The sequence below is a fragment of the Desulforamulus putei DSM 12395 genome (assembly GCF_900129195.1).
GTDB classification, from domain to species: Bacteria; Bacillota; Desulfotomaculia; order Desulfotomaculales; family Desulfotomaculaceae; genus Desulfotomaculum; species Desulfotomaculum putei.
Genome location: NZ_FQUY01000041.1, coordinates 1 through 11,502, shown reverse-complemented (window position 1 = coordinate 11,502; position 11,502 = coordinate 1). Strand labels below are relative to the sequence as shown.

Sequence of the window (11,502 nt, the reverse complement as noted above, 5' to 3'; positions counted from 1 at the left end):
GGGCTAATAATTTTAATAATGCCGTCTTGCACATCTGTTACGCTAGCATCGGTCGGCACATAACCTGCTGTTTTAATAGCTAATTCGGCGTATATTAAAGCAGATTGAACATCATGACTGCTTAGATACCCTGGTATTTCTAGTATGGCCGGCCCTGGAACTCCTACTAGGTCAGATCGCATAGCACGAATCTCATAATTAACAATCTTTTCAATATTTCTTTGAGTAATCAATTCTACGTCAGGGGAAGTAACTTGTGGAATGGGATGGAAGATGTTTTTAAAGCAAGGAATATAACGGAGGCACATTATCTGCTCATTGAAAGTTTTGTCTGATTTTAACTTTTCTTTTAAGATTAATTTTTTGATAGCAAGTCTTAAAATATGTAAGACCTCTTGGTCATTAAGTATTCGCTTGGCAATAAGATGGTAGGATGGTTCTTTTTCTCTTTCCTTTTGTTTTCTTACTCTATCGTTTTCTTTTCTTTTGATTTTGTTTTGATCCTTACGTAATTCACGTTCTTTCCTATATGCCTCCATATCAAATCTTTTAAGGCCCTTTTCTACCGCATCAGGGGAAACATTAAGAACGCAAGCAATGTCTACTAACTTCATTCGACAATAAAAATATGCATTTATATACTTATCCAAAATGTCGGTTTTTTGTGGACAAGCCTCTTTGCGCACTTTTCCCCACACCCTTCCGTTCCGCAGATTTTAGCCGAACCATTTACCGGATTTTTCCGGAAAGTATTTCGTTACATAGGTGCTTAACAGCACGCCTCCGGGCAGCTTGTCCTGCCCCGAAGCCTACCGTCATAGCCGCTAACCAACAAATAATTTGCTTACCAGTTTACCAAGCTCGTCAAACGATTTCTCTAATCTGTCCTGCTGCGCAGCAGGTAAACCAACTTCCAGTGCCTTGTTCTTTAACAGAAAAGCATTCTGCAGTATCGAAGCAGCTAAAACCTGTTTCTGTACTGCTACTTCGCAAAGCCTAATGGCATCTTGATTGCAAAGGTAGTACCGTCCGCCAAAGGAGTAAACCATAATGTTGTTTTTCCTCAAGGCCCCGGCCAGGCGGTATATGCGTTCCCGGTGGTTTTTGGTGTCAGAGCCGTAGATTGATATTGCTGCCAAACTGATGTCCAGTCCGCCTGGATGCCGTTCCTCAATCAGTTTGTGCAGTGTGTCCGCCAGAACACCTCGCCTGGGCTTGCCTTTCTTGCCGCCAGGTTTACCCGTCATTTCCTTTTCCTCCATTCACTACGACAAATTTATCTCTGACCGCAACACCTTTGATACCCGGTTTAAGCAGATCGGAAAGAATATCTCTGGCTTGGGTTATTCTTGGTACGTATATATCACAGGCTTGTACTACTGCACTGGCCAGTACCGTGATACTCATTCCATCACTCTTCATTTCTGCTATAGTTTTATACAGTTCCTCACGGTTGTTAACCAGATGTTCTGCTGTTTCGCTTGTCTTTTTTAGTTGGTTGAAAAATTCTTTTACCTGATCTGAGTATTCCAGGTGCTTTTTACGGTAGTTTTCTGCTGCTTCCCGGCCGCCGTAGTCATTCAGAGTGGTATTATGGCCGTTATGTGAGTAAATATTGGCAGTAACTTCATCGCCAGGAGTTTTATCTTCTCTGCTCTCTTCTTCCTGATCAAAACTGCTAACTTGTTCCAGTGTTGCTTCTTGGTTGTTTACATCTGCTGCTGATGATTGTTGACGTGACGGTGTCAAATATTTTTCATGGTCACATTCCTGGTCATCCTGATGTTTTTTTTGCTCATGTGTCAAATTTTTTACACTTGAGCACACCTGGTGATCATGATACCCCTTTAACTCATGTGTCAAAATTTTTACACTTGGGTATTCCTTATTTTCCCATCTTGATATGGTTTGTCGAGGTACACCCAGTTTTTCTGCCACTTCCTCCTGAGTTAATCCCTCCGCCCTCATTTCCAATGCTTTTTCCCTGATCTTTTCCCTAGTTTCCTCCTTTTCTTTTACTAGGTCTGCCACCCAGTTCTGCACCGTCTGGCGGGTTACTTTAAGTGTTTCAGCTATTTGTTGTACCGGCATCTTGCCATACCACCGGCGGGCAGCTGCTTTTATTTCTTCCTTAGCTAATGGTCTACCATGCTTAAGGTTACATATAACTGAATCTACGTCCGGATCTGCCGATTCTGTCACAAAAACTTCCACTTCTTCTATCCCGGCCAGCTTGTGTGCCTCTAACCGATGCCGGCCATCCAGTAGGCGGTTGTCTGAAGTTATGATAATCTCCGGCAATTTTACCCCTGATTCGATTGCTTCTCGGTAGCGTTCTACAGTTTCCATGCACAGGCTTGTGCGAGGGTAAATACTCTCATCTATAATGATCTTACTAATCTTTATTAGGCGTTTTTCCACGCTCTCACCTCCGGCCTCTCACCTTCCTCACCCTGTACATACCCTCTGCTCATCCATCCGCTTCATTAAAGCCCGGCAGTCGAGACATACTTCAGAATCTCTATACGCCTTTTCATAAACGCCAGGGTCCAGCCACAGCCCCTTGCCGCATTTGGAACACCGCCAGGCTGTACGTCCCTTCTTCCACTCGTTCACAAAAGGGCTTCCTTCCGGTAGATTATTCTGTCGGTAGCTTTCCGGCTGCCGCAGGTGGCAGATTTTATGAACCGGACGACCACCTTCAATGAAAATATATGATTGGTCTGCCCATACCGGTTCAAAGCAAAGGTGGCAGATTCCCAGGGTATCGGGGATAGGGGTTGTTTTTCTCAATCTAATTACACCCCCAGATATTTTAATTTTTCATCTGCGATAACCTCAGCTTCTTGATCACCTAACATTTTCTTAATTGATGGGAGTATGATTTTGACCAGATCACTGTATTCTTCTTCTAAGTCCCCAGGTATAACTTCAACAACTTCCCTACTTATAGTCTCTAATAGGTCTTTATCTCGCCTGGCAGTATATTTAACCAAGGCTATCACAATGTTCACCTCTTTTTCACATCACTAACTAGCTATTATCTTTTCTAAAAAACGCAATACCACTCCGACAGATATTTACAGAGTATTTATTAATAATCGTGGTAATATATAATCATACTTACTTCTTGACCCTAGTTTCGAACACACCTCCAGTTTTCCAGTGATCTCCGGAGTTTTCTACAGTTATCTGCTACAGCCATATTTATATGATGGTCTGTTAGTTTGTTCGCTACTGCAACCGTTATTTATAAAAAAAATTTCATCAAAGCCTTTTTTTAATTCATGACATAATTTTTGGGCAATATTAGGACTTGGATTTCTGTCTCCACTTTCAATTTGTGATATGTAAGCATTGCTAGCACCAATTTTCCTAGAAAGACTTCTCTGTGAATAGCCAGCCTCGATTCTAGCCTTTATAAAAGCATCTCGTTTGATATAAATTTTCATTAACAACGCCTCCGTTTGCTACTGCTTACATTTTATCAATTTATGTTAGCTATTGCAACCATATTTTTGTAAAAGAATAACTTTTTATTTTTAATTTTATAATTTTAGACTTATAATATGTGTTAACAAATGCTTACACAAATGGGGTAGTAGTATGAATTTTGGCTTATTTTTAAAACAGCTACGTGAAAAAAAGGAAATGACAATTAGGCAATTGGCCATGTATGCTAATGTATCTCATGGATATTTATCCCAGGTAGAACGCGGTGAAAGAGGTACACCATCTCCAGAGATTCTTAGTAAATTAGCAGGACCATTAGGTGTATCTTATGAGGAACTAATGACCGCTGCTGGTTATCTTAATGGTAGTTCCACTGTAGAATCTGTTATTGCTAAAAACAAAAAGCTTTACGATGTAATTGCTCGGGCCAAAGACCTTCCTGATCAAAATCTCGAAGAAATAACGGACACATTAGATACATTGATAGAGTTACATTTAAAAAGACTCAAAAATAAAAAAAGTAACGGAGACAACAAGTGAGAGCAGATGTGATTTTCTGGGTGCTTTCACTTTTTTATATCTTAATTTAAACCCAGGAGAGATACCGAATGCGCACCAATTTAATACCACCTAAAGCCAGGTTAGAGCGTACTTTACGAATTGTCCGGCAGTTTATTAAAGATACCGGCATATGTATGCTACCCATTGACCCGTTTAAGATTTATAAGGAATTTGACTGGGCACTTTTTTCTTGTAAAGAGATTGAAGAACTCAAAGGGAAAGATGATCTCTTACTTTTAAAAATTCGTAAAGAAAAAGCTGATGCTATAACATTTAGAGATCGGCAGACCGGTACATACATAACCGTTTATGAGGAGAACAATTTACCGGAAAGAATCCGGTGGACCTTAGCCCATGAAATTGCTCATATAAAACTTGATCATTTAACTGATTTTAATGAAACCTGCATGAGCCGGGGCGGTATAAGTGCTCAACAGTATAAAGTATTAGAGAGAGAAGCAAACATCTTTGCTGCCGAGTTTCTTTCCCCCATGGCCCTGTTAGTTTTACTTGAGGCTACTCAAAGTGACCAAATAATTAGTTATTGCCAAATTTCGAAAGAGGCGGCGGATCATAGGGAGAGAGAAATCCGGTCATACTGGGGACTAAAGGTATATTCACAATCAACTACCTTTTATAAAGAACAATTTAGGAACTTTTTAAATGATATAAATAAGGTCATCTCTTTTAATAGCAATTATGATAAGGATGGGATTATTGCTATGGGTGTCCCTACTGATGAAAATAATAGATTTTTAACATGCCCCAGATGTAATAAAAGTGACTTCTCAAAAGTAGCCAGGTATTGCACACTATGCGGGCTCTTTCTTTTTAACTCATGCTCCAATACATATGCCGTAGAAGATGGTTACTGCAACCATGTTAATGATGGAAATGCCCGTTATTGCGAAATATGTGGCGCCCCAACTGTTCTTTTCACATTAGGGATTTTACAAAGTTGGGAAGAAATAAGAAAAAGCTCCTCTAGAAATGAAGATCTTAATAAAAAAGCCGAAAACATTTTTCATCTCGTTAAAGGAACTACTGGCAAGTAGTTTTTTGTGTTTTATAGGGATTTCGACATTTTTCGATAATTTTACTCGTAAAATAGCCACAAGTACGTGGCCGTTTTGTAATATACTAAATCGGAGGTATTGCTTTGAAGGCCATCATCTACGCTCGCTACAGCAGTGACAACCAGCGCGAAGAATCCATCACAGCCCAGATCCGGGCGTGCACGGAATATGCCGAAAGAAACGGATATTCTATTATTAAGATATACACCGATGAAGCCAAGTCGGCGCAGACTGACGATCGGCCTGGTTTTCTTAAAATGATGAGCGAAATTAAAGGAAACCTGGTTAAACCAGATTTTTTAATTGTTCACAAGATTGACCGTTTTGCTAGGAACCGTTATGATTCTGCTTTTTATAAACGTGAACTCCGAAAAGCAGGGGTAGTAGTACAGTCCGTTCTGGAACATCTGGATGACAGCCCGGAAAGCATTATCCTAGAGTCTGTACTGGAGGGTATGGCCGAATACTACAGCAAGAACCTGGCCCGTGAGGTTATGAAGGGCATGAGAGAAACAGCCTTGCAGGCGAAACACACCGGTGGCCTTCCACCACTGGGGTTTGACGTGGACAAAAATAAAACTTATGTTATCAACGAGTCTGAAGCGCCGGCTGTACGTATGATTTTTGAAATGCGTGATGCAGGTTACGGATATAACGCAATTCTGGATGCATTACATAAGAACGGCTATAAAACAAAACTTGGAAAACCCTTTGGTAAAAACAGTCTTCATGAAATACTTCGTAATAAAAAATATATTGGTACCTATGTCTTTAACCGGTCGGCCAGTAAAAACCCTGATGGTAAAAGAAATAACCATTTGTCAAAAAACCCGGAAGACGTGATTGAAATACCCAACGCTATTCCGGCCATTATCCCTGAAAGTCTTTTTTGGAGGGTTCAAGAAAAGATGAATCAAAATAAAAAACAAAACGCTACCGGTGGTCAAAAAGCAAAGGTTGTTTATCTGCTCTCTGGCCTAATCTGGTGCGGTGAATGTGGTAAAAGAATGGTAGGCTCATCCAGTACCTATAAGACCAGGGTAACAAGAGAAATACGGCAGCGTCATTACTACCTGTGCAATAATGCCGATCGCACTAAAACTTGTAATAATAAGAAAATTAACAAACACACCATCGAAGAATATGTTTTAAATAAACTCAAGCAAGACATTTTCAGTGATGAAGCTATGCCAAAGTTGGCAAAAAAGCTTTATGACTTTTACTCAAATAGTAAGAAAGAAGCAGCTGGTGAAGGGGATTATTTAAAAAAGGAATTAGCCAAGGTTGACCGTCAAATTGAAAATATTGTTGATGCCATTGCAGATGGAACTGCAGTCGTTCGGGCCTTCACTAAAAAACTAAAATCTTTGGAAAACAAAAAAGCCACCCTGGAGAGTCGCTACCAGGAATGGTATATTAAGCAGCAAGAACAAATTATTTCATTTGAAAAGATACTGGAAATTTTAAATAACTACAAACAAGCACTCCACAGTGATGATCCGCTTGTGGTCAAACAAGTAATCGAACGATTTGTTAAAAAAGTCATAATAAAAACAGACACCATCGAAGTAAATCTCATGGTGTCTGTGCATACGACTGGTGGAGGCGGGGGGAGTTGAACCCACCGTCCGAAAGAGCAACCACAACAGGCTCTACGAGCGTAGACTATGCTTTAGGTTTCGCTCCATTGGCGGCCATAGTCAGCCTCCGCTGTCGCTATCCCGGCAATCTTAGCTATAGCCCTCCGGGAGGCAGGCTATAGAGCGTCCCGCTGGTGTGACCCCCTAATCCCGCACCGCGGGCGCAGCGGGTAGGAGGTTAGCTGAATTAAGCAGCTAAAGCGTATTCTTCGTTGGCAATTATTGTTCGTTCACCGTTTTACGGGCTGGTGAGATCCCGGCTCGCTCCTCTTGCCATTGCATCCCCCGTCGAAGCCATTTCGCCCCCATGTTTAAAGAAAGATTGCTTGCCAACAGGATTTATTGTATTTTTTGCCGCTCCCGAATGGCACGGTCCATTTCCCGTTTGGCATCCCGGGCGGCAATATCTTGTCGTTTATCAAAGGATTTTTTACCCTGTGCCAACGCCAGTTCCACTTTAACGCGGCCTCTAGGATTAAAGTAAACTTTTAACGGAATCAGCGCAAGTCCTTTTTCACGAACCTTGCCGTAGAGACGCAAGATTTCTTGTTTGTGCATCAGCAGTCTGCGGGTTCTCTTGGGTTCGTGATTAAACCTGTTGCCCTGTTCATAAGGGCTTATATGCATATTGTACAACATCATTTCGCCGTTTTCAACACGGGCAAAACTGTCCTGAAGGTTGGCTTTTCCTGCCCGCAGGGATTTCACTTCGGTGCCTGTCAGGGCAATGCCGGCTTCATAGGTTTCCAGGATATGATACTCGTGCCGGGCACGGCGGTTTTCAGTAATTGTCTTAAATACCTTGGCGGAAGGTACGGGTTTGGCAGCCATGGAAAACACCCCTGACAGATAAAGCCCAGTTCTCGCTTGAGACTCGGGCTTTGGGCAAAGTTAATCTTTTTAGCAAGTATTTATATTATAACAAACCTGCCATTTCTGTCAAGCCTCATTTTACTTTAAAGACCCAGCTGATCAGCGGCGCCCTGCATGGCTTCCAGGCTTAAACCCAAAAATTCTTCCAGGGTCAGTCCCAGTTCGGCGCAAGAGCGAATTTGCTCGCGATTGGCTCCCCGGGCAAAGGATTTTTCGTTCATTCTGTTTAGTAAAAACGGGACATCAATGGCAGAAAGCTTCTTTTCCGGCTTAATCAGGGCGCCCGCTACGATTAGGCCGGTGGTTGGATCGGTTGCGTAGAGGGCTTTATCCATTAAGCCGGTACGGGGCAGACCGTGTCTGTCATTGTGCACCTTGACGGCATACACCACGTCTTCCGGCAGGCCCATTTCGGCCAGCATCCTGGCGCCTTCCAGGCTGTGGAGTTCAGGATGATCCTTTGTGTCATCATAATCTATATCGTGCAGCAACCCCGCCAAGGCCCATTTCTCCTCCTCTTCTCCAAAGCGTTGCGCCAGACGCCGCATGACCACTTCCACGGCAATGCAATGGTTGATCAGGTTTTTATTCTTGAGCTTCTTCTTGAGTATCTGTAGCGCTTCTTCCCGATGCAATCTGCAATCCCCTCTCTGTCTTGATAAATTTAGCCGTAGCCCGGGCCACCTGGGTACCGTCGGCTAGGGTCACTTCCGCCTCCATGTTGGCGATGCGCCCCCTGTCCACTTGCTGCCTGGCGGTTACCACGATGGGTTCGCCGATGGGAACCGGCTTTAAATAGCGGACGGTCATTTCCACCGTCATGGCGGGAGTGCCCCTGCTCCAGAGCCAGTGGGCCATCACTTCGTCCATGATGGTAGATAAGAGGCCGCCGTGCATTACATTCAGCCAGCCGGAATGTTCCGGCTTAGGCGTAAAGGTGGTGTAACAAATGTCGTCTTTATGTTTGATGGAAAGCCTGAGTCCGATGGGGTTGTTCTGACCGCAAGCAAAACATTTATTAATCTCCTGCCATTGTTGACTTCCATACAGGTCTTTATAGTTTTGCAATCCCGCCACCCCCATAAAGAATTCTTACGGTAGTATTTTACTAAAGCAACAGGCTGCTGGCAAGGAAAGGAATCCCATTACTTTAGTTATTGCCATTTACTGACTGTGCAATTCAAGTCAAGAACCGTCCCCAACTTGAATTAAAAAAATATGCCGGCCAGAGGCCGGCATATTTTTTTGTTCTTACAGTCTGGTGAGCAGGGGACCAAGGATGAGGGAGATGGTACCAGCAACCTTGATCAGCGGGTTCATAGCAGGACCGGAGGTATCTTTGCAGGGGTCGCCTACAGTGTCACCAACAACGGCTGCTTTGTGAGGTTCGGACTTCTTGCCGCCCAGGTTGCCTTGCTCGATCCATTTCTTGGCGTTGTCCCAAGCGCCGCCGGCGTTAGCCAGGAACAGGGCCAGCAGAACACCTACGGTGGTTAAGCCGCCCAGGAAACCGGCCAGAGCTTTGGCGCCAAGCAGGAAGCCTACCAGTACGGGAGCGGTAACGGCTACGATACCGGGAGCGATCATCTTGGAGATAGCAGAACGGGTAGCAATGTCTACGCAACGGGCGTAATCAGCTTTTGCACCGGGCTTGCCTTCCAGCAGGCCGGGGATTTCACGGAACTGGCGGCGAACTTCTTCAACCATTCCATAGGCAGCCTCACCAACGGCACGCATGGTCTGGGAGCCTACCAGGAAGGGTACAGCGCCGCCGATGAAAATACCAACCAGAACCATAGGTTCGGTCATATTTACGACGAATTCTTCTAAGCCAAACTTGTGCTTAACGCCGTCAACGTAAGCGCTGAACAGGGCCAGGGCGGTCAGGGCAGCGGAACCGATGGCAAAGCCCTTGGCAATGGCAGCGGTGGTGTTACCAACAGCGTCCAGTTTGTCAGTCTTAACACGAACTTCCGGAGGAAGCTCAGCCATTTCAGCGATACCACCGGCGTTGTCAGCCACAGGACCAAAGGAGTCCATAGCAACAACCATACCGGCGGAGGACAGCATACCCATAGCAGCCATAGCGATACCATAGATCGCCCAAAGGCCGGCTTTGTCAGCGGGAGCAGCGGAACCTACGGACCAGAAGGCGAAGTAGATAGCACCGGCAAAGACCAGCATGGGAATGAAGGTGGACTCCATACCTACGGCCAGACCGTGGATAACGTTGGTAGCAGGACCGGACTTGGAAGCCTCAGCGATACGGGTTACGGAAGGCTTACCGGTACCGGTGTACAGTTCAGTTAAGTAACCTACTGCTACGTTAACGATCAGACCGGCCAATACAGCCATGAATACGCCGGTGGCGATGGCGGCGGTTTCACCGACAAAGATGGCCTTGGCCAGGAAGAAGGTACCGGCAGCGGTTAAAATGTTGGTTACCCAGAGACCTACGTTCAGAGCAGCCTGGGGGTTGCCATCTTCGGAAGTACGTACAAAGAAGGTACCGATAATAGCGGCAACGATACCGATGGCGCCTACTAACAGCGGGAAGATAATACCGGGGAAGCCGAACAGGGTGTTACCGATCAGCATAGCAGCGATGGTGGTAGCAGCATAGGATTCGAACAGGTCGGCACCCATACCGGCGGTGTCACCTACGTTATCACCTACGTTGTCAGCGATAACGGCGGGGTTACGCGGGTCGTCTTCGGGAATACCTGCTTCTACTTTACCTACCAAGTCAGCGCCTACGTCAGCAGCCTTGGTGTAGATACCGCCGCCGACACGGGCGAAGAAAGCGATGGCGGAAGCGCCGAAAGCAAAGGAGTTGATGATCAGAGGATTACCGAAAATGATGTACAGTACGGAAACGCCCAGTAGACCCAGACCGGCAACGGACAGACCCATAACGGCGCCGGCGCGGAAGGATACGTTCAGGGCCTTGGCCAAACCATGGCTGCGAGCAGCCTCAGCGGTACGGGCGTTAGACTTGGTGGTGGAGGTCATACCGAGGTAACCGGCTACGGCAGACAGGCAAGCACCCACCAGGAAGGAAATAGCGGAAGCCGGACCTACAGGCAGGTGGCTGCCGGGTTGTTGTTCTACAAAATACTGAGCAGCCCAGAGAAGAACGAAAATGATAAGAGCAAAAGGAATGAGAGTTTTGTACTGACGGTTTAAGTAAGCCATGGCACCTTCGTGCACAGCTTCGGAGATCTCACGCATTTTGGGTGTACCCATATCTTCTTTTAGGATGCTGGCCAGCGTAAACAGAGCAAACAAAAGGGCCAAAGCACCGGCACCCGCAGCGTAATAAGCGAGCATCATGTTTTGTTCCACTTGAAAGTTACCCTCCTTGTCCCGAATAAAATTAAATCAGACCTACTTCATTACCACTAGAACCATGGAAGTCAACCCAAAGGCAACAGCGATGAAGGCCGTGAGCCTGCCGAGTTTTTCATCCAAACCTTTCTTCTTTCCTCCGAATAATGTCTCGGCTCCACCGGCAATCGAACCGGATAACCCGGCGCTTTTACCAGACTGCAGCAAGATCGTTGCTATTAATGATAGTGCGATCAATACATGAATGGCAGTCACCAAACCTTTTAACAAAACCCCACCTCCTTTTGAAAATTTATGTAAGTAATGAGGACTTGTATACTTAGTAATTATAGCACAACGTGAAATATGTGACAATCTGTATTCATGTAAAAATAGGCAGCCAAGGCTTGCTCCGGCAAGCCCCGGCTCTTATAATCGGCCATTTTGTGATTATGTTAACAATGTCTAGCCCCGCAGGTTATAAAAAACGTCCCTGCCGCGATACCTGGCCAGTTGGCCCAGTTCCTCTTCAATGCGCAGCAGCTGGTTGTACTTGGCCACCCGGTCGGTCC

Annotated in this window: 15 protein-coding genes and 1 other RNA gene; 3 read left to right on the top strand and 13 right to left on the bottom strand. The window is 45.2% G+C overall.

The features are described from left to right. The 6 genes from BUB67_RS15275 to BUB67_RS15250 all read right to left on the bottom strand — a co-directional run. The coding region (locus BUB67_RS15275; protein WP_143157114.1) for a hypothetical protein at window positions 1-686 on the bottom strand (686 nt) is incomplete at its 3' end. A 138-nt stretch (window positions 687-824) separates the two neighbouring features. Further along, the gene (locus BUB67_RS15270; RefSeq protein WP_073240241.1) at window positions 825-1,247 is read right to left on the bottom strand and encodes a hypothetical protein; all 423 of its coding nucleotides are present in this window, start codon (window positions 1,245-1,247) and stop codon (window positions 825-827) included. Next, complete coding sequence (locus BUB67_RS15265) at window positions 1,237-2,421, bottom strand: helix-turn-helix domain-containing protein (RefSeq protein ID WP_073240240.1); 1,185 nt, start codon at window positions 2,419-2,421, stop codon at window positions 1,237-1,239. Before BUB67_RS15265 ends, BUB67_RS15270 begins: the two co-directional genes overlap by 11 nt. Window positions 2,422-2,448: 27 nt before the next feature. After that, on the bottom strand, window positions 2,449-2,793 hold the full coding sequence (locus BUB67_RS15260; RefSeq protein WP_073240239.1) for a hypothetical protein: 345 nt from the start codon (window positions 2,791-2,793) through the stop codon (window positions 2,449-2,451). A 5-nt stretch (window positions 2,794-2,798) separates the two neighbouring features. Beyond that, window positions 2,799-3,005: a hypothetical protein gene (locus BUB67_RS15255; protein ID WP_073240238.1), complete on the bottom strand. Its 207-nt coding sequence runs from the start codon at window positions 3,003-3,005 to the stop codon at window positions 2,799-2,801. A gap of 183 nt (window positions 3,006-3,188) precedes the next feature. Continuing rightward, window positions 3,189-3,452: a helix-turn-helix transcriptional regulator gene (locus tag BUB67_RS15250; protein WP_073240237.1), complete on the bottom strand. Its 264-nt coding sequence runs from the start codon at window positions 3,450-3,452 to the stop codon at window positions 3,189-3,191. Between the two features lie 154 nt (window positions 3,453-3,606). Between BUB67_RS15250 and BUB67_RS15245 the strand changes: the two genes are divergently transcribed. The 3 genes from BUB67_RS15245 to BUB67_RS16495 all read left to right on the top strand — a co-directional run bounded on the left by BUB67_RS15245 (window position 3,607) and on the right by BUB67_RS16495 (window position 6,709). Beyond that, window positions 3,607-3,993 (top strand): helix-turn-helix domain-containing protein, encoded by a 387-nt coding sequence (locus BUB67_RS15245; RefSeq protein ID WP_073240236.1) that lies wholly within the window; start codon window positions 3,607-3,609, stop codon window positions 3,991-3,993. Window positions 3,994-4,061: 68 nt separating this feature from the next. Further along, the gene (locus tag BUB67_RS15240) at window positions 4,062-5,069 is read left to right on the top strand and encodes an ImmA/IrrE family metallo-endopeptidase (protein ID WP_073240235.1); all 1,008 of its coding nucleotides are present in this window, start codon (window positions 4,062-4,064) and stop codon (window positions 5,067-5,069) included. A 104-nt stretch (window positions 5,070-5,173) separates the two neighbouring features. Further along, window positions 5,174-6,709: a recombinase family protein gene (locus tag BUB67_RS16495; protein ID WP_159431856.1), complete on the top strand. Its 1,536-nt coding sequence runs from the start codon at window positions 5,174-5,176 to the stop codon at window positions 6,707-6,709. Here the strand turns inward: BUB67_RS16495 and ssrA are convergent. The 7 genes from ssrA to BUB67_RS15190 form a co-directional block, all read right to left on the bottom strand. After that, window positions 6,688-7,037, bottom strand: a transfer-messenger RNA (tmRNA) gene (ssrA, locus tag BUB67_RS15220). The genes BUB67_RS16495 and ssrA overlap by 22 nt on opposite strands. Before the next feature lie 32 nt (window positions 7,038-7,069). Beyond that, entirely contained in the window at window positions 7,070-7,561 is a 492-nt protein-coding gene (gene smpB, locus BUB67_RS15215) for an SsrA-binding protein SmpB (protein ID WP_073240234.1), read from the bottom strand. 125 nt (window positions 7,562-7,686) lie between these two features. After that, complete coding sequence (locus BUB67_RS15210; protein ID WP_073240233.1) at window positions 7,687-8,238, bottom strand: HD domain-containing protein; 552 nt, start codon at window positions 8,236-8,238, stop codon at window positions 7,687-7,689. Then, entirely contained in the window at window positions 8,189-8,680 is a 492-nt protein-coding gene (locus BUB67_RS15205; RefSeq protein WP_238457084.1) for a PaaI family thioesterase, read from the bottom strand. The genes BUB67_RS15210 and BUB67_RS15205 overlap by 50 nt, the downstream gene beginning before the upstream one ends. 174 nt (window positions 8,681-8,854) lie before the next feature. Continuing rightward, a complete protein-coding gene (locus BUB67_RS15200) occupies window positions 8,855-10,936 on the bottom strand; it encodes a sodium-translocating pyrophosphatase (protein ID WP_073240242.1) in 2,082 nt (693 codons plus the stop codon). 54 nt (window positions 10,937-10,990) lie between these two features. Beyond that, the gene (gene secG, locus BUB67_RS15195) at window positions 10,991-11,221 is read right to left on the bottom strand and encodes a preprotein translocase subunit SecG (RefSeq protein ID WP_073240231.1); all 231 of its coding nucleotides are present in this window, start codon (window positions 11,219-11,221) and stop codon (window positions 10,991-10,993) included. A 174-nt stretch (window positions 11,222-11,395) separates the two neighbouring features. Then, window positions 11,396-11,502 (bottom strand): hypothetical protein (locus tag BUB67_RS15190; RefSeq protein WP_143157113.1); only part of this gene is annotated, 107 nt, incomplete at its 5' end.